This window comes from Shewanella saliphila, from assembly GCF_014648295.1.
Classification (GTDB): Bacteria; Pseudomonadota; Gammaproteobacteria; order Enterobacterales; family Shewanellaceae; genus Shewanella; species Shewanella saliphila.
Genome location: NZ_BMQV01000006.1, coordinates 31,316 through 57,434, shown reverse-complemented (window position 1 = coordinate 57,434; position 26,119 = coordinate 31,316). Strand labels below are relative to the sequence as shown.

General features: G+C 44.3%; 22 protein-coding genes. 7 read left to right on the top strand and 15 right to left on the bottom strand.

Annotated elements, in window-relative coordinates; translation table 11 throughout:
* Window positions 1–232: 232 nt before the first annotated feature.
* Window positions 233–4,114 carry a phosphoribosylformylglycinamidine synthase gene (purL, locus tag IEY48_RS04830; RefSeq protein WP_188917823.1) on the bottom strand — a complete coding sequence of 1,294 codons (3,882 nt, stop codon included), beginning with the start codon at window positions 4,112–4,114 and terminating at the stop codon, window positions 233–235.
* Between the two features lie 358 nt (window positions 4,115–4,472).
* Here purL and mltF point away from each other — a divergent pair, with 358 nt between their 5' ends.
* Entirely contained in the window at window positions 4,473–5,909 is a 1,437-nt protein-coding gene (mltF, locus tag IEY48_RS04825) for a membrane-bound lytic murein transglycosylase MltF (RefSeq protein ID WP_188917821.1), read from the top strand.
* Window positions 5,910–6,234: 325 nt separating this feature from the next.
* On the opposite strand, the gene tadA is transcribed toward mltF, so the two are convergent.
* The 3 genes from tadA to guaB all read right to left on the bottom strand — a co-directional run bounded on the left by tadA (window position 6,235) and on the right by guaB (window position 10,064).
* Window positions 6,235–6,723, bottom strand: coding sequence for a tRNA adenosine(34) deaminase TadA (gene tadA / locus IEY48_RS04820; RefSeq protein WP_373293698.1), 489 nt, complete (start codon window positions 6,721–6,723; stop codon window positions 6,235–6,237).
* 198 nt (window positions 6,724–6,921) lie between these two features.
* Window positions 6,922–8,499, bottom strand: coding sequence for a glutamine-hydrolyzing GMP synthase (gene guaA, locus IEY48_RS04815; protein ID WP_188917819.1), 1,578 nt, complete (start codon window positions 8,497–8,499; stop codon window positions 6,922–6,924).
* Window positions 8,500–8,591: 92 nt separating this feature from the next.
* Window positions 8,592–10,064, bottom strand: a complete 1,473-nt coding sequence (gene guaB, locus IEY48_RS04810; RefSeq protein ID WP_188917817.1) for an IMP dehydrogenase — start codon at window positions 10,062–10,064, stop codon at window positions 8,592–8,594.
* 118 nt (window positions 10,065–10,182) lie between these two features.
* Here guaB and xseA point away from each other — a divergent pair, with 118 nt between their 5' ends.
* Window positions 10,183–11,523: an exodeoxyribonuclease VII large subunit gene (gene xseA / locus IEY48_RS04805; RefSeq protein WP_188917814.1), complete on the top strand. Its 1,341-nt coding sequence runs from the start codon at window positions 10,183–10,185 to the stop codon at window positions 11,521–11,523.
* A gap of 99 nt (window positions 11,524–11,622) precedes the next feature.
* Here xseA and IEY48_RS04800 read toward each other — a convergent pair whose 3' ends face one another.
* A complete protein-coding gene (locus IEY48_RS04800) occupies window positions 11,623–12,297 on the bottom strand; it encodes a YiaD family glycine zipper/OmpA-like lipoprotein (RefSeq protein ID WP_188917812.1) in 675 nt (224 codons plus the stop codon).
* Window positions 12,298–12,394: 97 nt separating this feature from the next.
* Complete coding sequence (locus IEY48_RS04795) at window positions 12,395–13,273, bottom strand: choice-of-anchor H family protein (RefSeq protein WP_188917810.1); 879 nt, start codon at window positions 13,271–13,273, stop codon at window positions 12,395–12,397.
* 263 nt (window positions 13,274–13,536) lie between these two features.
* Between IEY48_RS04795 and IEY48_RS04790 the strand changes: the two genes are divergently transcribed.
* The 4 genes from IEY48_RS04790 to IEY48_RS04775 all read left to right on the top strand — a co-directional run bounded on the left by IEY48_RS04790 (window position 13,537) and on the right by IEY48_RS04775 (window position 17,502).
* Window positions 13,537–13,878: a PepSY domain-containing protein gene (locus IEY48_RS04790; protein WP_229786326.1), complete on the top strand. Its 342-nt coding sequence runs from the start codon at window positions 13,537–13,539 to the stop codon at window positions 13,876–13,878.
* Window positions 13,879–13,881: 3 nt separating this feature from the next.
* Window positions 13,882–14,565 carry a response regulator transcription factor gene (locus IEY48_RS04785; protein WP_188917808.1) on the top strand — a complete coding sequence of 228 codons (684 nt, stop codon included), beginning with the start codon at window positions 13,882–13,884 and terminating at the stop codon, window positions 14,563–14,565.
* Window positions 14,558–15,886: an ATP-binding protein gene (locus IEY48_RS04780; RefSeq protein ID WP_188917806.1), complete on the top strand. Its 1,329-nt coding sequence runs from the start codon at window positions 14,558–14,560 to the stop codon at window positions 15,884–15,886. The genes IEY48_RS04785 and IEY48_RS04780 overlap by 8 nt, the downstream gene beginning before the upstream one ends.
* Window positions 15,887–16,002: 116 nt before the next feature.
* Window positions 16,003–17,502 carry a DUF3300 domain-containing protein gene (locus tag IEY48_RS04775; protein WP_188917804.1) on the top strand — a complete coding sequence of 500 codons (1,500 nt, stop codon included), beginning with the start codon at window positions 16,003–16,005 and terminating at the stop codon, window positions 17,500–17,502.
* 79 nt (window positions 17,503–17,581) lie between these two features.
* On the opposite strand, the gene IEY48_RS04770 is transcribed toward IEY48_RS04775, so the two are convergent.
* The 7 genes from IEY48_RS04770 to IEY48_RS04740 form a co-directional block, all read right to left on the bottom strand.
* Entirely contained in the window at window positions 17,582–18,982 is a 1,401-nt protein-coding gene (locus tag IEY48_RS04770; protein ID WP_188917802.1) for a sensor histidine kinase, read from the bottom strand.
* Window positions 18,983–19,019: 37 nt separating this feature from the next.
* A complete protein-coding gene (locus tag IEY48_RS04765; RefSeq protein WP_188917800.1) occupies window positions 19,020–19,679 on the bottom strand; it encodes a response regulator in 660 nt (219 codons plus the stop codon).
* 2 nt (window positions 19,680–19,681) lie between these two features.
* Window positions 19,682–20,596 carry an FAD:protein FMN transferase gene (locus IEY48_RS04760; protein ID WP_229786325.1) on the bottom strand — a complete coding sequence of 305 codons (915 nt, stop codon included), beginning with the start codon at window positions 20,594–20,596 and terminating at the stop codon, window positions 19,682–19,684.
* A gap of 78 nt (window positions 20,597–20,674) precedes the next feature.
* Window positions 20,675–21,970 (bottom strand): DUF3570 domain-containing protein, encoded by a 1,296-nt coding sequence (locus tag IEY48_RS04755; RefSeq protein WP_188917798.1) that lies wholly within the window; start codon window positions 21,968–21,970, stop codon window positions 20,675–20,677.
* Complete coding sequence (locus IEY48_RS04750) at window positions 21,961–22,200, bottom strand: DUF4266 domain-containing protein (protein WP_188917796.1); 240 nt, start codon at window positions 22,198–22,200, stop codon at window positions 21,961–21,963. The genes IEY48_RS04755 and IEY48_RS04750 overlap by 10 nt, the downstream gene beginning before the upstream one ends.
* Window positions 22,193–22,708: a TlpA disulfide reductase family protein gene (locus tag IEY48_RS04745; RefSeq protein WP_188917794.1), complete on the bottom strand. Its 516-nt coding sequence runs from the start codon at window positions 22,706–22,708 to the stop codon at window positions 22,193–22,195. The genes IEY48_RS04750 and IEY48_RS04745 overlap by 8 nt, the downstream gene beginning before the upstream one ends.
* Before the next feature lie 115 nt (window positions 22,709–22,823).
* Window positions 22,824–23,390 (bottom strand): cytochrome b/b6 domain-containing protein, encoded by a 567-nt coding sequence (locus IEY48_RS04740; RefSeq protein WP_188917792.1) that lies wholly within the window; start codon window positions 23,388–23,390, stop codon window positions 22,824–22,826.
* Window positions 23,391–23,531: 141 nt separating this feature from the next.
* Here IEY48_RS04740 and IEY48_RS04735 point away from each other — a divergent pair, with 141 nt between their 5' ends.
* Window positions 23,532–23,936, top strand: coding sequence for a hypothetical protein (locus IEY48_RS04735; protein WP_188917789.1), 405 nt, complete (start codon window positions 23,532–23,534; stop codon window positions 23,934–23,936).
* On the opposite strand, the gene IEY48_RS04730 is transcribed toward IEY48_RS04735, so the two are convergent.
* Window positions 23,920–24,108 (bottom strand): DUF3565 domain-containing protein, encoded by a 189-nt coding sequence (locus IEY48_RS04730; protein ID WP_188917985.1) that lies wholly within the window; start codon window positions 24,106–24,108, stop codon window positions 23,920–23,922. The genes IEY48_RS04735 and IEY48_RS04730 overlap by 17 nt on opposite strands.
* Before the next feature lie 405 nt (window positions 24,109–24,513).
* Entirely contained in the window at window positions 24,514–25,980 is a 1,467-nt protein-coding gene (gene der, locus IEY48_RS04725) for a ribosome biogenesis GTPase Der (RefSeq protein ID WP_188917787.1), read from the bottom strand.
* Window positions 25,981–26,119 lie beyond the last annotated feature (139 nt).

Sequence of the window (26,119 nt, the reverse complement as noted above, 5' to 3'; positions counted from 1 at the left end):
TGGTATTTGCCACCTTAGTCTAGATCCACCTTCCCCTTTGATTTGAGATATCGTATGACACTGTTATTTGAAAATATTGTGAACTTATATAAACACGCCTTTTCTGAAATGTTTACCCCGAAAGAGGATAAATAACTGGCGTAAGTAAGCGGCATTATCAGTATTTTACTGCTCAAAATATGCCATAAAAAAAGCGACTCAATTGAGTCGCTTTTTTGTTCACTAAACATGCTTAGCCAATCTTAACCCGAGCATTACGGAACATACGCATCCATGGGCTGTCTTCGCCCCAACCATCTGGATGCCATGAGTTAGCAACCGTTCTGAACACGCGCTCAGGGTGTGGCATCATAATGGTCACACGACCGTCAGTAGTACAAATACCGGTTAAACCATTTGGCGAACCATTAGGATTTTCTGGGTATTGCGTTGCGATCTGGCCGTGGCCATCAACATAACGCAGTGCAATCGTCCCCGAAGCTTCAGCACCAGCAAGTGCTTGAGCATTGGCAAACTCTGCTAAACCTTCACCGTGTGATACTGCGATTGGCATACGCGAACCGGCCATACCGTCAAAGAATGCCGATGGTGATTGCTGTACTTCAACCAGGCTAAAACGAGCTTCAAAACGCTCAGAGCGGTTGCGCACAAAGTGTGGCCAATGTTCACTGCCAGGAATGATTTCTTTTAAGTTAGATAACATCTGACAACCATTACACACACCTAGCGCAATGCTTGAGTCACGCTCAAAGAAGCGGCTAAATTCATCACGGGCACGACTGTTAAATAAAATCGATTTAGCCCAACCTTCACCAGCGCCAAGTACGTCACCATAAGAGAAACCGCCACAAGCCACTAGGCCCTGGAACTCCTCTAAACTAATACGACCAGATAAGATATCAGACATATGCACGTCGCGGCTTTCAAAACCTGCGCGGTCAAATGCGGCAGCCATTTCAATGTGCGAGTTAACACCCTGCTCACGTAAAATAGCCATTTTAGGCGCTGCGCCTTTTAAAATATAAGGTGCAGCAACATCTTCGCTCGGATTAAAGCCTAATTTAACGGTTAAGCCTGGTGCATCTGCTTGCTGTTTAAGCTCAAACTCTTGCTTAGCACATTCAGGATTATCACGCAGGGCTTGCATGCGGTAGGTCGTTTCAGACCACAAAGTGCGTAATGCGGTGCGGCTATCGGCAAAGATAACGCGCTCGCCATCTGTAATACTGATCTTATCAGCTGTTTGCAGGCCACCAATGTGATGGCAGCTCACACCTTTGGCTTCAAACTGCGCAGCAATGTCGGTTGCTTGCTCTGCACTCACTTGAATAACTGCGCCTAATTCTTCGTTAAATAAACGCTCTAAATCAGTGCCGTTTAAGCCTGCTAAATCGATGCTTAACCCTGTGTTACCGGCAAATGCCATTTCAACTAGGGTGGTAAATAATCCACCGTCGCTGCGATCGTGATAAGCAATGACGGCCTGGTCTGAAACCAGTTTTTGCATCACTTCAAAGAAGCCAGCAAGGTTAGCCGTGTTGTCCAGTGTTGGCGCAATATCACCAAGTTCACTGTACACCTGCGCTAAACATGAGCCGCCTAAACGGTTTTGGCCATTGCTCAAGTCCAGCATTAGCAATGCGCTATCGCCTTTATCTGCGCGCAGCTCTGGGGTGACTGTTTTGCGAATATCTTGCACAACACCAAAGGCGGTAATCACTAACGACATAGGCGATGTTACGGTTTTATTTTCGCCGTTGTCTTGCCATGCGGTTTTCATCGACATTGAGTCTTTACCAACAGGAATGGTAATGCCCAGTGCTGGGCATAAGTCTTCACCGATGGCTTTAACCGCTTCGTAAAGGCCGGCATCTTCGCCTGGGTGACCCGCTGGCGACATCCAGTTAGCTGATAGTTTAATCCGTTTGAACGAGCCAATATCAGTACCGGCAATGTTCATAATCGACTCAGCAACAGCCATACGCGCCGAGGCATCAAAATCAAGTAGTGCTAACGGAGTACGCTCGCCCATCGACATGGCTTCGCCGGTGTAGCTGTCATAACTTGACGCGGTTACTGCGCAGTCAGCAACAGGCACCTGCCAGGGACCGACCATTTGGTCGCGATTCACTAAACCAGTGACAGAGCGATCACCAATGGTGATTAAGAACGTTTTGTCGGCAACGGTTGGTAGGGTTAACACACGCTTAACGGCTTCGGTTAACTCAATCTTAGTTTGATCTAATGCCGGAGAGACTGCTTTAGCCGTTACCACATCGCGGCTCATTTTAGGCGCTTTGCCTAATAGCACTTCAAGCGGTAAGTCGATTGGCTTGTTATTAAAGTGGCTGTCAGCAAGGGTTAAATGCATCTCTTCAGTGGCTTCACCCACAACGGCAAACGGCGCACGTTCGCGAGCACAAATATCAGCAAACTGTTGTAAATTCTCAGGGGCTACTGATAACACATAACGTTCTTGCGATTCGTTACACCAAATCTCAAGTGGGCTCATGCCTGGCTCATCAGAGGGTACGTTACGTAAATTAAATACACCGCCACGATTACCGTCGTTAACTAATTCAGGGAAAGCATTAGATAAACCGCCCGCTCCCACGTCATGAATAAACTGAATAGGGTTGGTGTCGCCCAATTGCCAACAACGGTCAATCACTTCTTGGCAACGACGTTCCATTTCAGGGTTTTCACGTTGCACAGATGCAAAGTCTAAATCTTCACTTGATTGGCCCGACGCCATTGAAGAAGCTGCGCCGCCACCTAAACCGATGTTCATTGCAGGGCCACCTAGCACAATCAGCTTAGCACCGACGGTGATTTCGCCCTTTTGCACGTGTTCTTCACGGATATTACCTAAACCACCGGCAATCATAATCGGCTTGTGGTAACCACGTACTTCAACGCCGTTGTGGCTTGACACTTCTTGCTCGTAGGTACGGAAATAACCGGTTAACGCCGGACGACCAAATTCGTTATTAAATGCCGCGCCGCCTAATGGGCCTTCGAGCATGATTTCTAACGGGGTCACAATACGGTCAGGTTTACCGTAATTGCCTTCCCATGGTTGTACAAACCCAGGGATTTTAAGGTTAGACACGGTAAAGCCATTTAACCCTGCTTTGGGTTTAGAGCCTCGACCGGTTGCGCCTTCATCACGAATCTCGCCACCAGACCCCGTAGCTGCACCTGGGTATGGACTAATCGCAGTTGGGTGATTGTGGGTTTCTACCTTCATCAATACATGCATTGCTTCGGTGTGATAGTTGTATACACCGTCAGGATCGGGGAAGAAACGCCCTGCAACAGAACCTGTCATTACTGCAGCGTTATCTTTATAAGCAGATAACACGTTATCAGGGGTCACTTCAAAGGTGTTCTTGATCATTTTAAACAATGATTTTGGCTGTACTTCGCCGTCGATTGTCCAATCAGCATTGAAGATTTTATGACGACAATGTTCTGAGTTTGCCTGAGCAAACATCATTAATTCAATGTCGTTTGGATTACGATTTAAACGGACAAAGTTTTCGACTAGGTAGTCAATTTCATCATCGGCTAACGCTAAGCCTAACTTAACGTTAGCCACTTCAAGTGCGCGGCGACCTTCGGCTAAAATATTGACGCTGTTAAATTTAGCTGGTTCAGTGCGGGCAAACAGCACTTGGGCGTCATCAAAGCTTGGTAACATCACTTCAACCATGCGGTCGTGTAATAAACCTTGTAATTGCTTTTGCTGCTCGGCCGTTAATGTGGCTGACTCAACATAATAAGCAATACCGCGCTCTAAACGCTTAACTTTAGCTAGCCCACAGTTATGGGCAATATCGGTCGCTTTAGACGACCAAGGAGAAATAGTGCCAGGACGTGGCGTAACAAACAGTAACGATCCCTCTGGCGCATGTGACTCAATGGCAGGGCCGTAGGTAAGAATGGTTTCTAGTTGTAGACGTTCATTATCATCGAGTTGTTCAGTCAGATCGGCTAAATGCACATATTCGGCATAAATTTGCGATACTGGAAGCGATGCGTTTTCGCAAGCCTCCATGAGTTTTTGAACTCTAAATGCAGATAGTGCAGGGGCTCCGCGAATGATTTCCATCACGTCTATTCACCTTATAATTTATATAGGAGGGTCAGAATTGGCGCTATTATAGGGAATTGCACCATACAAATCACGCTCGAGCACGGGTGAAAACAGTGTTTCCTGATAGAGAAAATATCCCCAGCGATGAATGCTACAGTGAATAGTATGGTAACTTTACATTTGAGCAATAACAGTACATTTTGTGGCGTTTTTTTGTACAAGCCTAGGCGTTTTGCAAAACACCTGATAAAGTATGCGAAAAATAACGCCTACCCCTACATATTTAAAGGCTATTCGACAGTATTAAACTCGTTTTTCTCGTATAACTTTCGTGAACATTAACGATACAACTTAAGATAACCAGTTAATAAATATGATCAAAACCTTATTCATTATTCTACTTTGTGCCATTTTAAGCGCCTGTCAGCCAGTTGATATTCAACAGGTCGATATTGCTGCGCCTGCACAAAAGCGCAGTGTTTTGAAAGTTGGCACCTTGTATGGCCCGCAGATTTACCTTAATTCTGAATTAGGTGAAACCGGTTTTGACTTTGAAATGGCTCAGCGTTTTGCTGACTATTTATCGCTGCCATTAGAGATGATCCCTTACACCGATCGTAAAGCCTTATTTAAAGCGTTAAAAGATAACGATATCGACATTATTGCGGCAGGTATTGCCAAAACCCCCAATCGCAGCCAGCAATTTAAACTTGGGCCTACCTTATATAAAGTTAACCAAGTATTGGTGTACAAAGAAGGCACACCTGAGCCTAAAGATATTGGTACCTTGTCGGGTGAAATCACCGTGATGGCCAATTCATCGTCGGTAAATACCCTGACTCAATTGCAAAAAGATTATCCTGAATTGATGTGGAACCAGGTCAGCGATAAAGATAATGAAGAGCTATTTGCCCTGATTGCCAAAGGTGAATTGAACTACACAATTTCTGACTCAAACAGTCTGCTGATCAATCAGCGTTTTTTACCTGAATTACGCGCAGGGATGATTTTAGAAGAAAAAGTGGAAGTGGTTTGGTTGTTGCCGCCAAAAGAAAGTGACCGTTTAATGAGTCAGCTTTTGGCTTTTTGGCACAAAGAGAAACGCGCTGGCACGCTTGAGCACTTAAACGAAAAATACTTTGGCCATGTAAAACGTTTTGATTATGTCGATACCCGCGCCTTTATCCGTGCTATTGACAATATTTTGCCAGAATATCGCGGCATGTTTGAAGAGTACGCTGGCGAACTAGATTGGCGTAAGCTCGCGGCTGCGAGCTATCAAGAGTCGCACTGGAACCCAACGGCTCGCTCCCCTACTGGCGTTCGCGGCATGATGATGCTGACTCGACCTACAGCCTCTTATGTGGGGGTGGATAACCGTTTAGATGCAGAACAAAGTATCCGTGGCGGAGCATTTTATTTAAAAGATATGTTAGACCGCTTGCCAGAATCGATTGCCGACTCACAGCGGGTATGGTTTGCGTTGGCCGCTTATAATATCGGTTTGGGCCATGTTGAAGATGCGCGCCGCTTAACCGAATCAATGGGCATGGACCCTAGCGCTTGGCGAGACGTGAAAAAAGTATTGCCGCTATTACAACAATCAAAATACTACAAACAAACCCGATATGGTTATGCACGCGGCAGTGAAGCGGTACACTATGTTGACAGCATTCGTCGTTATTACGACACCCTAGTTTGGGTAGATAACCAAACTAAACAAATGGAAATGATTGAAGAAAACGACAGCATTGAAGTGATTGCAGAAGAAGCACCAATAAATACCAATGTGTCTGCGCAGCAACCTTAAGGCCTGTTGATCTTTCTTAATAAACCATTGCATTGTCGGTTTTGAAAAAATATTATGACGGTTCTACGATGAGCGATGGCTTATCGTTACACTATTTCACACTGCAATAATGATTGAGGTATGGGTATGAGAAGAAGAATAATGAGCAACATGGTGTCACGCCGCCGTGTGATGCTTAAGGTGCAAAAAAACCGCATTCAAAATCGTCAACGCGCTCATTTTTTACTTGTTCAAACAGAAACTTAATTTAAGTCTGTTCACTCATTACACGCTATTGGGTCCCTGCTAAGCGAATGCTAATCTGCGGGTATTCATCAAAAAGTCTTTAATCAGTTTGCTGTTTAGCTAACTGTTTAAGGGCTTTTTTTTCAGCTCGTCTACGTTTAAAAAACGCACTTAGCTGCGCCGCGCAGTCATCGGCTAATATACCAGCACTGACCGCTAGCTGATGATTAAACGCCGGATGTTGTAATAAATTAATCACGCTCCCCGCGGCACCTGTTTTTAAATCCTCTGCACCATAAACCACCCGTTCAATACGGCTATGCACCATTGCGCCAGCACACATTGAACACGGCTCTAACGTCACATACAGGGTTGTACCTAACATACGATAGTTTTCGAGCACTTTACCGGCTTGGCGAATGCATTCCATTTCTGCATGAGCGGTAGGATCGTGATTTAAAATGCTTAAATTAAATCCGCTGGCTATCATCACATCATCTTTTACCAATACCGCCCCGACCGGGACTTCACCTTTTAGCTCCGCTTGCTCAGCAAGCTGCATCGCTACCCGCATCCACTTTTCATCAATGGCTAACTGGGCACGATCTATTTCGGTATTTTTGATGTCATTATCAACATTGGAATGTAACCAAGGGTCGCTTGGGCGTTCTGCCTTTGGAGTATCTGTCACACTATTAACCTAGGTAAAGTTTATGCTTTCTATTCTACCAAATAAAAAAGACGCCGCAGCGTCTTTTTTGTAGAACCGAGGGTTAATCCGCTTGGGTTATTCCCATTCAATCGTTGCCGGTGGCTTACCTGAAATATCGTAAACCACACGAGAAATACCATCGATTTCATTAATGATGCGGTTCGATACTCGACCCAAAAAGTCGTACGGTAAGTGCGCCCAATGTGCGGTCATAAAGTCGATAGTTTCTACCGCGCGAAGCGACACAACCCAATCATATTTACGACCATCGCCCATCACACCCACTGAACGTACCGGTAAAAATACCGTAAATGCTTGGCTGACTTTGTTGTATAAGTCTGCATTATGCAATTCTTCAATGAAGATAGCATCAGCACGACGTAACAAGTCACAGTATTCTTTTTTCACTTCGCCAAGAACGCGTACACCAAGACCTGGCCCTGGGAACGGGTGACGATAAAGCATGTTGTAAGGTAGACCAAGTTCTAAACCAATCTTACGCACTTCATCTTTAAATAACTCACGTAACGGCTCAACTAAACCTAGTTTCATATCGTCAGGCAAACCGCCTACGTTATGGTGCGACTTAATCACATGCGCTTTACCGGTTGCACTGCCTGCAGACTCAATCACATCTGGGTAAATAGTGCCTTGAGCTAACCATTTCGCATTAACGCATTTTTTAGATTCTTCATCGAAGATTTCAACAAACACGCGGCCAATGATTTTACGTTTGGCTTCTGGCTCAGCTTCGCCTGCCATCGCATCTAAGAAACGGCTTTCAGCATCGACATGAACAATGTTCAGTCCAAAATGATCGCCAAACATTTCTAATACTTGATCGGCTTCGTTTAAACGCAATAAACCGTTGTCGACAAACACACAAGTAAGTTTATCGCCAATAGCACGATGTAATAACATCGCCACAACTGATGAATCCACCCCACCTGAGAGGCCTAAAATCACTTCATCATCGCCAATTTGTTGCTTTAAACGCTCAATAGCATCTTCGATAATTGATGAGGGTTTCCAGTTAGCTTCACAGCCACAAATGTCTAACGCAAAATGCTCAAGCATGCGTTGACCTTGACGAGTGTGGGTCACTTCTGGGTGAAATTGTACGCCGTAAAAGCGTTTTTCTTCGTTGGCCATTGCCGCAAAAGGACAGGTTGCGGTTTTAGCAACAGTCACAAAACCTTCTGGGATCACCGAGACTTTATCACCGTGGCTCATCCATACGTCAAGTAATGGCTTACCGTCTGCACTTACGGCATCTTCAATGCTTTTGAACAGTGCAGAAGTGGTTTGCAGTTCGATTTGAGCATAACCAAACTCGCCCTCGCCTACGCCTTGAATCACTTTACCGCCAAGCTGCTCAGACATGGTTTGCATGCCATAACAAATGCCCAAAACGGGGACGCCTGCGGTAAATACATATTCTGGTGCACGTGGAGAATGATCAGCTGTGACGCTTTCAGGGCCGCCCGCTAAAATAATGCCGTTTGGAGCAAACTCACGAATTTGTGCTTCGCTTACATCCCACGCCCATAACTCACAATACACGCCAATTTCACGAATACGGCGGGCAATAAGTTGAGTGTACTGAGAACCAAAATCGAGGATCAAAATCTTATGATCATGAATATTAATCATGGGTAACCTTTACAAATTGATTAAATGCCATGGCCAACACATAGGCCACAATGCGATTAACAAAAGGGCGACAAACGTCGCCCTCACAAAAATTATGAACCTGAACGGTAATTTGGCGCTTCTTTGGTAATGGTCACATCGTGAACATGTGATTCACCCATACCGGCAGAAGTGACTTTTACAAACTGTGCTTTTTCATTTAAATCTTTAATGGTGGCACAACCTGTTAAGCCCATGCATGAACGTAAACCGCCCATGTGTTGGTGAATAATTTCTTTAATTTTGCCTTTGTATGGTACGCGGCCTTCAATACCTTCTGGTACTAATTTGTCAGCGGCGTTATCGCTTTGGAAATAACGATCTGATGAACCTTGGGTTTGACCCATTGCGCCCAATGAACCCATACCGCGGTATGACTTATAAGCACGGCCTTGGTAAAGCTCAGTCTCACCAGGCGCTTCGTCAGTACCGGCAAACATAGAGCCTGCCATGATGCATGATGCACCCGCTGCTAATGCTTTTGCTAAGTCACCAGAAAAACGAATACCGCCATCAGCAATCACAGGAATGCCAAGTGCAAGCACGGCTTCAGCAGCATCAGAAACTGCAGTAATTTGCGGCACACCTACACCTGTTACAATACGGGTTGTACAAATTGAACCTGGACCAATACCCACTTTAACCGCGTTAACACCTGCTTCGACTAACGCTAATGCGCCAGAAGCTGTGGCAACGTTACCGCCAACAATTTGTAACTCAGGATATTTAGCGCGAGTATCACGAATGCGTTGTAATACGCCTTCAGAGTGGCCGTGAGATGAGTCAATTAGCAGCACATCTACGCCTGCTTTAACAAGTGCATCAATACGCTCTTCATTGCCTGCACCAGCACCAACCGCAGCACCGACACGTAAACGACCTAACTCGTCTTTACATGCGTTTGGCTTACGCTCAGCTTTTTCGAAGTCTTTTACAGTAATTAAGCCTTTAAGCTTAAAGTTGTCATTGACCACCAACACTTTTTCAATGCGGTGTGAATGCATTAACTTTTGCACTTCGTCTAATTTGGTACCTTCTGGTACTGTCACTAAACGATCTTTTGGCGTCATCATGTCAGCAACCGTTTTGCTCCAATCGGTAACAAAACGCACGTCACGACCAGTAATAATACCCACAAGTTCGTGTGCATCATTCACCACTGGATAGCCGGCAAAACCATTACGTTCAGTTAAAATACGTAAATCAGTTAAGCTGGTAGTCGGGGTTACAGTAACAGGATCTTGAACAATACCTGCTTCGTAGCTTTTTACTTTACGCACTTCTTCGGCTTGTTGCTCAATGCTCATGTTTTTATGAATAAATCCTAAACCACCTTCTTGCGCGATAGCAATTGCAAGACGAGATTCAGTCACTGTGTCCATAGCGGCAGACACAAGTGGAATATTCAATTCGATTTTATTCGTTAAACGAGTTTTGAGGACAGCGGTATTAGGGAGTACGGTCGAGTGGGCAGGAACCAACAACACATCATCAAAGGTTAGTGCATCTTTCAGTAAACGTAGCATGGCAACATCTCCCTAGTAAGTAGGATTTGAGGTGAAATATTGCGGCGAGATTATACCTTGCATATTACAGTTGGTAAATGGAAAATAGATTTTTATTACCTTTAGAATGAGAACACTCATGAGTGCCACAAAAAACAATGTTTACACTGTTTCGCAATTAAACGGCGAAGTCAGGCATATTCTTGAAGGTCAAATAGGTAAAATTTGGTTAAATGGTGAAATTTCAAACTTTTCCTCACCCAGTTCTGGCCATTGGTATCTCACGTTAAAAGACAGCCGTTCCCAAATACGTTGTGCCATGTTTAAGGGCCGTAATCAATCGGTACGCTTTAAACCCGTTAATGGTCAACAAGTGTTAGTTAAAGGCGCCATCAGCGTTTACGAGCCTCGTGGCGACTATCAATTACTATTAGAGTCAATGCTACCTGCTGGCGACGGTCTGTTAGCGCAAGAATTTGAAGCGTTAAAACTCAAATTGGCCGCAGAAGGCTTATTTACCACAGAAACAAAGCGCCCTATTCCCCAAAACATTCAACGCATTGGTGTGATTACTTCGGCAACGGGCGCTGCACTTCGAGACATATTGCACGTATTAGCCAGACGCGACCCATCAATTGAAGTGATTGTTTATCCAACCCAAGTACAAGGCGCAGCGGCGAGCCAGTTAATTTGCCAGGCCATTGCTAAAGCAAACCAGCGCCTTGAAGTGGATGTATTACTGCTAACCCGAGGTGGCGGCTCGTTGGAAGACTTATGGTGCTTTAACAGCGAACATTTAGCGCATGCCATTTACAACAGTGCTCTGCCGGTTATTAGTGCTGTTGGCCACGAAATAGATACTACCATCAGCGACTATGTTGCCGACGTTCGCGCCCCTACGCCATCAGCAGGTGCTGAGCTATTGTCTAAAGACAAAGGCAATAAAGCGGAAAAGCTTATGTTGCTGTTATCGCGCTTACAGCAAGGGATGAAGCATTATCAATTACAAAAAAGCGGACGCTTAAGCCAGTTAGGTCACCAGCTTCAGCGCCATGAGCCACAACGTAAACTGCAACAATTTGAACAACGTTTTGATGAGATGCAAATGCGCTTAGAAAATGCCTTACAGCATAAATTGAGCCGCTTAACCTTACGCCACCAGCAATTACATAACCGCTTACAACAACGTTCACCGGCCAGTACCTTAACATTAGAAAAACAGCGCCTACAGTATTTAACAGCGCGGTTTAACGACGCCAGCAGCGACTACTTTAAACAGGCAGCGGAACGCGTTGCCCAAGCATCCCACAAGCTTGATACGGTTAGCCCTTTGGCCACATTGAGCCGCGGCTATTCAATCACTAGCACCAATAAACACGTTATAGAAAATGCTCAGCAGTTAACACTAGGAGATGAAATTCATACCCGCTTAAAACACGGTGAAGTGACTTCTACCGTGACGAAAATATCGAGCAACTAAAACAAATCTCGAGACCCTAGATACACAAAAGCCATCTTGCGATGGCTTTTTATTTAAGCAGTAAAACGATTAAAGCGTGTTACTTAACCTGAGCTCTGGTTACTTACCAATCGGTGTTAATACAATTTCAACACGGCGGTTTTGTGCACGGCCATCGGCAGTATTGTTGCTCGCTATCGGGTTTGACTCGCCCATGCCGGTTGATGACACACGTGAACCACTCACATTCTGGCTAGTGATGTATTGCGCCACTTCACTGGCTCGTACTTGCGATAAACGTAGATTGTATGACTCAGACCCCGAACTGTCGGTATAACCAATCACGTTTAAGCGGGTGTCGCTGTATTCTTTGGCCACTAACACAACGCTGTTTAAGACTGATTTAGCGCGTTCGCTTAACACGGTTTGGTCAACGGCAAACGTCACTTCGTTTGGCATGTTAAGGATGATGTTATCACCATCACGAGTCACGCTGACACCAGTAGATTGTAACTGCTTACGCAATTTAGCCTCTTGTACATCCATGTAGTAACCAATACCGCCGCCAACGGCCGCACCCGATGCAGCACCAATTAATGCGCCTTTACCGCGATCGCTTTTACTTGATGAGGCCACACCTATGGCTGCACCGCTAATGGCACCAATAATGGCACCATTGGTCGCTTTAGCATTTTCAGACTCGCCGGTGTAAGGATTAGGTAATTGGCAGCCTGACAACAAAGTCGCCCCTAATAAACAACCGCATAATAACGATGAATTTAATTTTACTAACATACACTCTCCTAAATACTTATTTTTTAAATCAAAATAAGTAAAAAACTGAGGACTTCAAAAAAACGTAATTCTACTCTAGATGAATCTGATGTTTACGTTATTTTTTGTTCATCAAACGACGGCACCATGCCAATGCGCCAAATAAGCTAACCGTTAACCAAGACAGCGCGCCGCCATGTACTTCTTCCACATAGACTTCTTCAATATATACGGTATCTCTATCGCCACTTTCAAGCGGTAATGCATACAATGAATCAACATCATCACTGCTGATGGTGGCAACAGGGTCAGCATAACCTAGCTCATATAAGTCAATTAACACATCGTAGTGATCGGTTTGATAACCGTTAGCTAGAGTGGTTAATACTTCATAATCATCAAAGCTTGAATCAGCATTTAGCGTGAATACATCGGTCGAGTAATAATGGATCCACGGACCACCGTTTTGGCTTAAATATAACTCAGCAAATACATCTGCTTGCACGTCACCGCCACTGCTGTTGATGTCAGCATCAAAGGTCACGCTAAAGGTTTGATAAAACCCGTCATAGTCGTAATCTTCAAATAAACGCGTTTGAGCATCATAAAATGAAAAGTCATAATAAATGACCTGGTTTTGCTGAGCGAATGCTCGCAACTGTTGGCTTGTTTGGGTGGCTGCGGCTTTTTGATGGACAGCCATACGTTGTTCGCGGGTCACTTTTGAACTGCTATCAGCGGTAGCAGTTAATAACTTAGCTTGTTGATGCAGTGCTGCTACTTGGGTTTCATTGTCGGCGCTCGCAGGCGCATCCAATAATCTTGCTTGGCTTACCGCGCCATTGACCTGGCTTGCACTGACTTGAATCGCATTGGCTTCTTCACTATTGGCGTTAGCAGAGCTTAACCCCAGGGCGCATACCACACCCAAGCTTAGCCCTAACTTAACGGTGTTAAATGATGTTGCTTTGCTGATGTTATCTAAATATGGGTTCATGGTGATTCCTCACAACCTTAAATGTTGTAATCATTAAAACTCACTTAAAATGAACACAAGCTGAACATTACCAAACAGTTAAGCCTCTATATCATCCAATCATCACGCTGTTATTGCCATTCAGTTAATGTTCATCTGCAGACAGGTATACTTGCCCAGCAACTCATTTTGAATCGACTCCCTGTTCAATTATTTAAGTAGATGTTTCTATATAGAAAAGGATCTTTTACACTAACGGTAATGAGGTAAATAGGATTAACACCATGCAGCGAATGTTCAAACTCAAGGCCACGCTTTTAGGCTTAATGTTAGTGATTTCATCACCCAGCTTTGCTGGCGCTTCGCATGTGTTACCGTTAAGTTCTGCGGCCCCATTTGAGCTTGTTCCAGGTCTTAAAGACAATCGCCAAAGTAACAACTTGGTGGTCACTAGTGCACAACAAGCCATTCAAATTGCTAAGCGCAGTTACTCCGGCAAGGTGTTAAAAGTTCAATCTAGCAGCGTAAATGGACATCCTGGGTATCGAGTCAAACTACTCACCAATGATGGCGTTATTTTTTATGTCTCTGTTGATGCCACCAATGGTTCAGTGAGAAGGAACTAGCCCATGAGATTATTACTGGTTGAAGATGACCTAGCCTTACAAGCTAACGTTAAGCAGCACCTTATTGATGCGCAGTACACTGTCGATGTCGCTTCTGATGGTGAAGAAGGCTTATTTCAAGCCCAAGAATATCAATACGATGTGGCGATTATTGATGTCGGGTTACCTAAAATTGACGGTTTAACCCTAATCAGCCAGCTGCGCGAACAAAATATTAGTTACCCCATTATCATTTTAACCGCCCGTGATAGCTGGCAAGACAAAGTGATTGGCCTTGATGCCGGTGCAGATGATTATTTAAGTAAACCGTTTCAGCTAGAAGAGTTAGTCGCACGTATTAATGCATTAATACGGCGCTCAGCAGGCAAAGCCAGCCCAGTGATTCAAAATGGGCCATTTAGTATTAATACCCGCAGCCTTGAAATTAAAATACATCAAGAAGTGGTTAATTTAAGCGGCTCTGAATACAAATTATTTGAATACCTGATGCTACACCCAGGTTCAGTGCATTCAAAAAGCAGTTTAATTGAACATATTTACGATCAAGATTTCGACCTAGACTCTAACGTTATCGAAGTGTTTATTCGTCGCTTGCGTAAAAAGCTCGACCCAGACAATCAATACCAACTTATTGAAACATTACGAGGCCAAGGCTATCGTTTGCGTCAATTAGGACAGCATGAGTAAGTTATTAGGTTCGCTTAAAGTTCGCATTGTGGTCAGTGCGCTACTGCTTATTTTAGGGCTATTACCCATCATTGGCATTACCGTTAATAATGCCTTTGAAACCCAAATTAACGTTGCCGCCAAAAACCAATTAAAAGCTTATGTGTACTCAGTGTTAGCCATGGCAGAAGTAGAAAACGATGAACTACTCATGCCAGAGCACCTGCTCGAAAATCAATTTAATGTTATCGGCTCCGGACTTTATGCACTCATTACCACCAAAGATAACCAATTACTGTGGACCTCAAATTCATTTTTAGGTCTAAATACCCCAATCAACCTACCAAAACCTGCAACAGGTAGAAGCAGTTACGACAACCTGTTAATTAACGACAAGCCGCAATTAATTTACAGTTACAGTGTCAGTTTCGCCACCAGCGAACAACCTTTTACCATGACACTGCACATCATTAAAAACCAGCAAGAATACCAACAGCAAATTAACCAATTTTCTAAGACATTATGGACCTGGTTATTGATCTTAATGGCGCTGTTATTTAGCGTGCAGTTGAGTTGGTTATTATGGACATTAAAACCCTTAGGTAAATTCAGCCAGGAGCTCAGCGCCGTTGAGCAAGGTAAGTCTATGCAGCTAAGCACCCAATACCCCATTGAGTTACAAAAGGTGGCGAAGCAGCTCAATACCTTACTGCAAACAGAGCAAAATCAGCGTAAACGCTACCGTAATGCCCTTGCCGATTTAGCCCATAGTTTAAAAACGCCATTAGCGGTCATGCAAACCCAGGCCAATTTAAATGACGCATCGTTAGAACAAATTAATCGTATTAATCAAATTGTGGCTTACCAATTAAAGCGTGCACAAAGTGCTGCGGGCACAGGTTGGCACCTTGGGGTCAGTGTTGATGACATTGCCGCACGGTTAGTGCGAACCTTAGGTAAAATTTATCAACAGCAACAGCTGGCTATTGATTATCAAGGCGATGCCGAGGCGCGTTTTAAAGGTGATGAGTCGGACTTAACTGAGATGCTCGGCAACGTGTTAGACAATGCCTGCAAAGCCGCCAATCACCGAGTGTTACTCACTGTTAAGCAATTACCGAACAGTTTACACATCTGCGTTGAGGACGACGGCGCAGGCGTACCTAAAGACAAACAACAACAAATTTTTGAACGAGGCATGCGAGCAGACACCTACACACAAGGGCATGGAATTGGCTTGGCAATTGTGCGTGACTTAGTCGACAGCTACCACGGCACATTAACAGTGACACAATCGTCTACCCTGGGCGGCGCCAAGTTTGAGTTTGCATTTACCCATTAATCAATACCCAGATAATCATCATCGCTTTTTTACTCCCCCTTAGTTAACTTTCAGCTTATGTTCATCTTCGGATGGTTATGATGGCTTTAACAGTCATCAATGACACTGGAGATAACATGAAAAAAGCCATTCAAACACCCGCTAAAGCGCTTATTGCATTAGCCTTGGTTTGCATGCCATTAGCAAGTGTACAAGCCGCACAACCTACCGAGTCATCCACTTACAATACAGTGGATGAAGTGGTCAGTGATGCAGAGTTGGCACAAATGCTCGCGCCTATTGCGCTATATCCAGACAGCCTATTAACGCACATACTGATTGCGTCAACCTACCCGCTTGAAATTGTGCAAGCCAAACGTTGGTTAGCCAGCCAGGGAGAGCGCGATACCAGCCAAATTATGACCGCGGTAGAGTCGCAAGATTGGGACCCAAGCGTGAAAGCCTTGGTGGCCTTTCCTAATGTGCTTGAACGCTTAAATGATGATTTAGTGTGGACGCAAAACCTAGGCGATGCATTTTTACAAGATGAGGGGCGCTTGCTAGACACCATACAGTCACTAAGACTACAAGCCGATGAAGCGAATAATCTGGCCGATCTTGAACAAGTTAAAGTGACCCGAGTTGAGCGCCGAATTATTATTGAATCTGTTCGTCCTGAAATTGTCTATGTGCCTTACTATGACAGCCGCATTGTTTATGGTAACTGGCGTTGGAACCGATACCCACCCGTGTATTGGCATGCACCTGCATATGTGCATTACCGCCCAAGTCACAGTGCGATATTTTGGGATGCAGGCGTGCGCATTAGCTTTAACTTCTTTTTTAGTGGATTCCATTGGCATGATCGCCGTGTCATCGCGGTACCGGTTCGTAAAAACTACCGTTATTACACGCCACGTAAAATCAGTTACAGCCATGGTGCACAACATTGGCAACACAAACCTAAACATCGTAAAGGCGTGGCTTATCGCAGCCAAGTCGTGAGTAAACGTTACAATGGTCATTATGAACAACGTCATAAGCCTGTTAGCTATTCTCGTGAGACTAAACGCCAAATGGTTAATGAGCCTCGTAAACAAGTGAGCCACAGCACTAAACAAGACAAGCGCAGTGAGCATGCAGCGGTAAAGGGCGTCAATCGTAATCAAGTGGTAGAGCATCGCAGCACTGCGTTAAAGCGCGAGCTAAGTCAGCAACGTCAAGCCACCTCTAAAAGCAAATCGTTTGACCGTAAAGGTGAACCAATGCGTTCGAGCTACAGCAATAAGCGCGATGTGGTAAATAACAAATCCAAATATGAGGCCAAACCGGTAACCTATGTGACTCAAAAATCACGACAGGTTGAATCTAAAAAAGCAGCAACGCAAAAAGTACAACGTGCAGCAAAAGTAGAAAAAACTCGTCAATCACAAGCCGCTTCGCGAAGTGTCCAGCAAGTGGCAAAACGGCAACGCAGAAGCGAGCCCAAACAGGTGCGTTCTGTCACTCGAAGTGCCCCGCAAAAAGCACAACGCTCAAGCAATTCGCAACGTAGCATGAGCAACCAACAGCGTAGCAACTCATCGAGGCAAGCAAGTCACTCAAGAAGCAGTAAACCAACCAGAGAAAAACATTAGGACCGCAAAATAAAAACAGCATGAGTTTGAGCTCATGCTGTTTTCATTTATAGGCTCTCAGCGTGTTATACCAATCCGTTTATGAGATGGCAGGTAAGCGGATGCATACCAATAACCCTTGCGGCTCAATACGGCGAAGACTCAACTCACCTTGATGTAAACTAATAATATGTTGGCAAATCGACAACCCTAACCCAGCCCCTTGAGAAGCATTTTCATCGACCCGGTAAAAACGGTTTTGGGCTAAACTAATTTGCTCATCTGTCATACCACTGCCCTGATCGCTCACATAAATGTTGATACCCGCATTGGTTTGCTCCGCACGCACAGTAATAACAGAGTCTACAGGGCTATATTTACACGCATTTTCAATGACATTTTTTAACACTAGCTCCAAATAAAATGGGTCGGCATTAACGGTTAACTCATTGGGAATATCAACGTGCCATTGGTAATCGGCGATTAAATGCAATAATTGATTAATTACATTATCAATAATCGCTTGAAGCTGACAATCTTGACGATTTAAGGCATCTATCGCATCAACCCGTGACAACAATAACAGCTGCTCTACCGTATGGCTGATACGGTTAACCCCTTCATCGATAGCATTAATATAAGGTAAGGTTGCTTGTTGAACCGCCTCTCCATGAGCCGACAACTCATCACTTAACCCATCACTATGAAGCTTAATAATGGCTAATGGGGTTTTAAGCTCATGAGCTGCGTCGGCACTAAAGCGCCGTTCCCGAGCAAGGGTTTCGTTAATGCGCTGTAGATAGTTATTGAGTGCTTTTTGGGTTGAACCTAATTCTGTCGGTAAGGCGTAATTAATGGGCGTTAAATCTTGGGCTGAACGATTCGCGAGATTTCGCTCAAGTAATTTCACGGGCTTAAACAAATAGTAAGTCACCAATAACATCATTAGCATCATCACAGGGGTAATGAGTAGAGGCGCACGCCATGAGTTGTTAATGATCATCGAGACGATTTCTTGGCGAACATCATCGCGTTGTGCAGTAATAATCCACACTTGTTTAGGCTGAGAGAAAAAACTGTACACATGCCATAATTTACCGCCAACAATGCGGGTGTCATAACCTTGAGTAAAGTGGGTCAATAATTGCTCACCTGAGCTATCAGAATACGCCAACATTTGCCCTTGTTCTGACAATAATTGAAATGATAATTTGTGTTCATATGACAAGGTGACAGCGTTGGCTTTCTCGGCCAAGGTTTCAATTTGCGAGTCAGCAACATGAAATAACACCGGCTGTTTAATGAGTGCATCTAGTTGCGATGACGTGAGTTGATTAACATAAAATTGCTCAAGCACTTTAGCCGTTTGTACCATTTGGGCGTCAAACAGTTCTTCGACCTCATGGGTTGCATCACGATTACTTAATATGCTCGAAAATGTCACCGTCAACACAATGCCAACAAGCATCAATAAACTTAACAATAATCGTAATGAAAACATAATACCCTTATCTACACCGTAGTTTGGCGACCAATGACTATAGCGTGTCAGTTAAAATATAACCGATACCCCGTACGGTTTTAATTAGTTCTGTGGCGGTTTTTTTACGTAAATGATGAATGTGCACCTCAATGGAATTACTGCCCACCTCATCCCAGCCGTAAGTTAACTGTTCCAATTGATTACGCGTTAATACACGCCCAGCAGATTGAGCAAACTCCAGTAGCACTTGGTATTCACGGCGCGATAATGACACCAATTCGCCACGAAAATGCACCTCGCAGCAAGTAAAATCGATATTGAGTGCGCCATAACTAAATTGATTATTATCGAGCCCATGTTGGCGCCGAATAATTGCCCGTAATCTGGCAATAAGCTCTCTGACATCAAAGGGTTTACTTAAATAGTCATCGGCCCCTATGTCTAGGCAATCAAGGCGGGTATCGAAATCGGTATTGGCCGTTAACACAATAATGGGTAATGATACGCCAGAGCGACGCCACAATTTGAGCAAATCGGCACCATTGCCGTCAGGTAAACCTAAATCTAAAATGATTGCGCTAAAGTCTTCATTATCAAGTGCCACTTGCGCTTGTTTATAGGAAGGTAAATGGTCGACTTGAATGCCTTCTTTTGCCAAGCTCATCACCACGCCTTGAGCCAGTAACTTATTATCTTCAACCAGCAATACTCGCATTTTCACCCTCGAAAGACGTTAAAATCGACACCCTGTTGCTGCAAAAAGGCTTCAGCATCTGGCCCTTTTAACATCGACATAGTGGCTAACATACCGGCCATCACACAATTTGGCGCAAGCACGGTAACCGATAAGGGCGCCTGCTCAACAGGATAGCCCGTTTTAGGATTAATAATATGGCCGTAGCGCTTGCCATCCACCTCAATGTAACGGCGAGTGGTTCCGCTAGTGGCTAGCGCCCCCTGGCGAATGGTTAATAGCGCTGCGGCATTATCTAATTGTTGCGGATTTTCAATCCCGACCTGCCAACCATCGCTTTTGGTGATCGGGCAAGCAATATCGCCACCAAAGTTAACCAACACAGAGTGTTCCGGCCATTGTTTAGCGATCATTTGCGCCGTTTTATCAACCGCATACTCTTTACCTATGCCGCCCAAATCAATACTCATACCTGAGGGTAAATACACGTGGCTATCGCTAAGGGTCATTTGCGATAACCCAACATGTTCTATGGCCTCCGTTATATCGATGTGTTTCGGTACACTGTGTTTACCGTCAAAACGCCATAATGACATTAACGGGCAGGCACTAATGTCAAAGGCGCCGTCACTCAATTGATAACATTGTTGAGCAAATTGCAATAAGTGCACGGTTTCGGCATCAATGGGTTTTGCCACCCCGTTTGCATGATTTACATGCCAAATTAAATTTCCTTCAATAAAGCGACTAAATTTTTGTTCAATACGCTTAGCTTCTTGAAACGCGAGTTGCAGCATTTGCTCGGCAATATGTTGATCATCTACCGCCATCAACACTTCACAGGGGCTTGCCATCGCCGTAAACGAACCTAAAAAACCCCATTCGCGGGGCTGTAAGCTTATGTTGTTTGCCTGTGGGTTTGACGAATTAGCGACCATAAGACTCTCGGTTTATAGCAGCAGGCCATTATTACTCATGCAATAATGGCCTACGATTCAAATTACATTAGATCCACATTAAAACGAATAACTGACTTGAGCAACAATCGCTTTCACTGACGGGAACAAATCATAGTTTTGTAATTGCCCCGGGATTTCAGTGCCGTTGCTATCAGGGTTTTGCTGATAGTACTCAAGACGATATGTCATCTCATGACCACCCGATAAACGCTGACCAAATTTAAGCCCAATGGTATACGCCGTCATATCACCAATTCGGTAATCGGCACTGGCATATTCAGGTAATGCATCGCCGACCATTAAGAAAGGTTGATAGAACTCAGCCGCTTGTTGTTGATAGTAACGTAAGTGCAACTGGCCATAAAAACTCGGGCTAAAGTAATAGCGATAATGCGTTTCTAACGTGTGTGAGGTAATGTCCCAATCATCAGTACTGTAACGATATGAAAAATCCACCACACCAGAGTCAAGCGCGCCTTTTGTCATTAAAAACACACTGTGTTTTAAGCGAGAGTCTGGGCGGTTCTCATAACGATAGCCCTGGGTTAACCCGTTAAGGTCTACTTCGCTTAATATTTTATAAGGGTCGGTCATGTAACCCGACACGCTCGACAAACCGTAATTAGCTTGCATCAACCAGTTACGGTTTAGGATCTGAGTTACACCTATCATCACATCCGTCGTTTGTTTGGTATCATCGCCGTTTAAACGGGTCTGATCAAACGCAGCTTGATACTCAGCGTCACTGTTATAGTCGGCACTAAACACCATTTCAGACAGCGCTACAGGGCGGCCACCAACAGGGTCAACAACGTCATTCGTAAACGCCCCCGACAAAGCAATTGTGGTGTTGTTTTTGTTAAAACTACGTTCTACCCCAGCATTTAAACCCATTGATAAATAATCAAATTCTTTAGAGGCATACATACCGACATTAGTAGTCCAATCTTGATTTAAGATCTCTTGCCAATTGGCACTTAACTGTACGCGAGTATCATGAAAAGTATCGTCAAGCGGCGTGTCACCCGCCTTAACTGTGTACTCGCCTTTACCTGAAGGACGGGTAAATGTTTGGCTTTGCGCTTGAGCAACGGCACCTGATGCAGAGGCACCGGTTAAGCTATCTACCACAATCTTTAGGTCTAATAATGACGAGTCGCCAAAGGCTTTTTGTACATTGCCTATCGCTTCAGCTGCTTGTACGCGGTCTTGTTCACCGTAATACATAATCGCTGCATCGACTTTCCAATCATCGTTAGCAGGCACGGTTTCTGCCGCTTGGGTTTGGCCAATAAGGCTACAACTGGCTAGTGCCAGTGCACTGGCAATACTTTGTGTTGACGTTAGTTGCATCCACAACCTCCACCGGCTAATGAGCGGCCACCACTGGTGCCTTCTTTACTGAAATAAATGTGATCATCTAGTGCTAAATCCAGCTTTTCACTGTTCAGCGCCATGTCTTCACGGGCAAATTGATCTTTTTCCCATGGCTGCACACCTAAACTCGAACAACCCAGTAAACTACTGGCAATCGCTAATGCCAACGCGGTTTTAATTAAAGGCTTATAAAGCACATTACTCATGTGATGACTCCTGTAACAACAATTGAATTTCTTGCTCATAAGCAGGAATGTTTTCTTGATAAAATCCCACATGAGTTTGTACCAGTTGTCCCTGGCGATTAAACAAAAAGCTGCTTGGCATGCCTTGTAAATCATAGGCTTTAGCAACATCACCTTCGGGGTTAAATACAAGATTAAAATGGGCAGGCAATTGAGCTAAAAACTCATGGGCAAGTGCTGTATCAACATCAAGATTAATGGCCACAACCTCTAACCCCTGTTGTTGATATTTTGCATGCATGGCATTCATCCATGGAAATGACTTACGGCATGGCCCACACCAAGATGCCCAAAAATCAACATAAACCACCTTGCCAGCATATTGCTGCAAACTAACCGATTGACCTTGAGCGTTTAACACTGAGTGCTCTAAAGACGGTGCGGCATACACTGCAGTGCTTAGACTCAGTGCCACACTAAGTAGGGTAAAACTGAATTTATTTGTGAGAGAAAATAACTTTTTAGACATTATATTTTCACCTTATGAGTTGATAAGTCACACACTAGGTCACCAATCTTAAGGTTTACTTAAGCTAAAAACAGATTTAAGCATTAACGATAAACAACTCGTTATGTCATCCGTATTAGCCACCAATCATTTTAGATACAATGCCTTTTTCATCGGTATATTCGGCAATGAATATACCGGCCACGTGCAAGCTGATAAACGGAATAAAATACCATAATGCCAGTTTATGTATTGTTTCTACTTGATGCTCTATGGCCTCAGGACCAAATTTGAGTAATAACCCGGTGACCACCGACATGGCCACACCGACATAAAACACCCAATACACCCATGCTTGAAATTTTTGCTTCATTGTCGCCTGACGGCTCAATGGCGAAAGATAATGCAGACCAAATTTAGCCATATACATAAAGCGAGCAAACACCAATACACTCACTGCATAACCAAAGTAAATGTGCCATTTAAACATCACTCCACGGATCCCTTTCGCAATAATTACCGCTTGTTTATCGGTGATCATGACATCAATATTGGCTAAGCCTTGAGTGACCACTGCAGCCATGTGATGTTTCTCCATCCAGCCTAAACGTAACAATACGGTTAATAACATCACCAGCATGGTTATCGCTAATCCCCAGTGGAGAAAACGGTGAAGCAATGAAAAATTTGATTGGGTATACATAGACACCTCGATAGATTAAGTTAACCACTGCATTATTGTCTCGTAAGCTTAACAATCACTTACGGTTTTGGATTTTATTCGTAATATGACTGACCGAGCGGCAAGATAAATATGAAAGGGATTTATGAATAGGACGTTCTCATGGCTGAATTTTTTAAACGTACACAAACCTTAGCACTGCTGATTGCCGGTATTGGTACATCGTTAGGTGGGCTTTATACTATCGCGCCTCAATGGGCTTTAGCGCAGTTAAACCAATTGCCCTATATTGTTAGCGACACAATATTTATTCAGCATTGGGGCTTTTTAGTGTTAATGATGGGCTGTGGTTTCTTGATTGCGATATTTCGTAATGACTGGAGCATCCCAGTGTTTTGGGTGGCATTAATTGAAAAATTATTTTTTGTCAGTTTAGTTATAGGTTATTCAAGCCAACCTTTTACTCATGGCTTTTGGTTATCCATGGTAATGGAAAGTGTTATCTGCCTGTATATTGCTGGCTATCTATTGAGCGCTAGACAATCGAAAACTAAGACGCGCCAATAGCATCTACAGGTTCTTCACGATCACATTTTTTACAGTTAAGTTGCATACCTAAATGTTGTTTGCGACCAAGATCGGTAGTGACCCATTCGCGGACAGTCCAGGGTGGGTCATGGCGCACATGTTGAAAATGGCCACATGTTATACCAATTCCACTAATTATCTGGTCATTCAGCGGGAATTCTGTGTCTTCTAGGCAAGTAATAGAATTGAAGGCATAGTTGCTCTCGGCAACTGCTCCTGCGTTGCTCTACCTCCTGCATCCATGCAGTCGTACGTCAAAATGCTATTAAGCAGCATAGAAGGCACAGAAACCCGCCTTGCAGGAGGCACTCAGACCGTTCATTTCTTTGTTGCATCGTCTTAGAAGGGAATAACCATTATTACAACAATGCGCCTCAAACTGAACAGTCTGAGTGACTCTGATTGGTCACATAATTAATGGAAATGGTATTAACTGGGCAACCCAATGCTGTTCTTCATCTTGGTGGTAAGCCATTATAGCTTGTATGCATTTCCCTATTAATATGCCAGCCACAAAAAAGCCTGAACATGTCAGGCTTTTTGTTATTGCTTGTCGTTATTTTTTACGATCGCGAATATGGCTCATTGCACGCTTACGGCGACGTTCCTGCCCTAGGGTTAACTTGTCTGTTTTACCTTCAAACGGGTTAGCACCTTCGTGGAAACGTAACTGGATTGGCGTACCAACGACTTTTAATGAACGACGGAAATAGTTCATCATATAACGTTTGTATGAGTCAGGCAGCTTGCTGACCTGGTTACCGTGTACCACAACAATCGGTGGGTTATATCCACCCGCATGGGCATATTTAAGCTTAACACGGCGACCATTGACCAATGGTGGTTGGTGATCTTCTTGCGACATTTGCATAATACGAGTCAACATCGACGTGCTTACACGACGGGTTGCACTGTCGTAAGCTTCTTCGATTGACTCATATAGATGGCCAACACCAGTACCGTGTAATGCTGAAATAAAGTGAATACGAGCAAAGTCGATAAAACCTAAACGACGGTCCAATTCGCTTTTAACTCGGTCTTTAACCAGTTGATCAATACCGTCCCACTTATTCACGGCAATCACGAGTGCACGACCAGCGTTTAAGGCAAAACCAAGTAAGCCAAGGTCTTGCTCTGCAATACCTTCGCGTGCATCAATCACTAACAATACCACGTTAGCGTCTTCAACCGCTTTGAGGGTTTTAATTACTGAGAACTTTTCAACGACTTCATGCACTTTACTACGACGGCGTACACCGGCTGTGTCGATAAGGACATATTCACGGCCTTCGCGCGACATTGGTATATAAATACTGTCACGGGTGGTGCCTGGTTCATCATAAACCACGACACGGTCTTCACCTAAAATACGGTTAATCAGCGTTGACTTACCTACGTTTGGCTTACCAATAATGGCCAGCTTAATCGGCAGGTTTTGTAAACGAGTTTGCTCTGCTTCAGCTTCTTCTTCGCTGTATTCACGTTCAACCTGCTCACCTTCTTCGTCAAGCTCACGGACAATGCCCATAGCTTCAGCGTAAGGTGTTAACGCGTAGTCAATCATGTTGGTGACACCACGGCCCTGTGCGGCAGCCATTTGGTATACTTCACCTAAACCTAGAGACCAAAATTCTCCACAGGCCGAATCGGCATCGATACCATCAACTTTGTTAGCAACCACGAAGGTCACTTTGTCACGGCTACGTAAATGCTGTGCAATGGCTAAGTCGGCAGCGGTTAAACCAGCGCGAGCGTCGGTCATAAACAACACAACATCAGCTTCTTCAATAGCCGCTAATGACTGCTCAGCCATTTTGGTTTCGATCCCTTCTTCGGTGCCATCAATACCGCCGGTATCAACAACGATAAACTCGTAACCAGCTAAAAATGCACGGCCGTATTTACGGTCACGTGTTAAGCCAGGAAAATCAGCTACTAACGCATCACGAGTACGTGTAAGACGATTAAATAATGTCGATTTACCGACGTTTGGTCGCCCCACAAGGGCCACTACAGGGATCATGATTTTGCCTCTAAAAAACTTTTCAATAAAAAGCCCCCGGAACGCTTCCAGGGGCTCTAGTAGAGATATTATACCTTAATTAATTCAGAAATGGTCCTAGGACTTATTCTGTATTGGCTTGGGTATCTTCCTCAACATG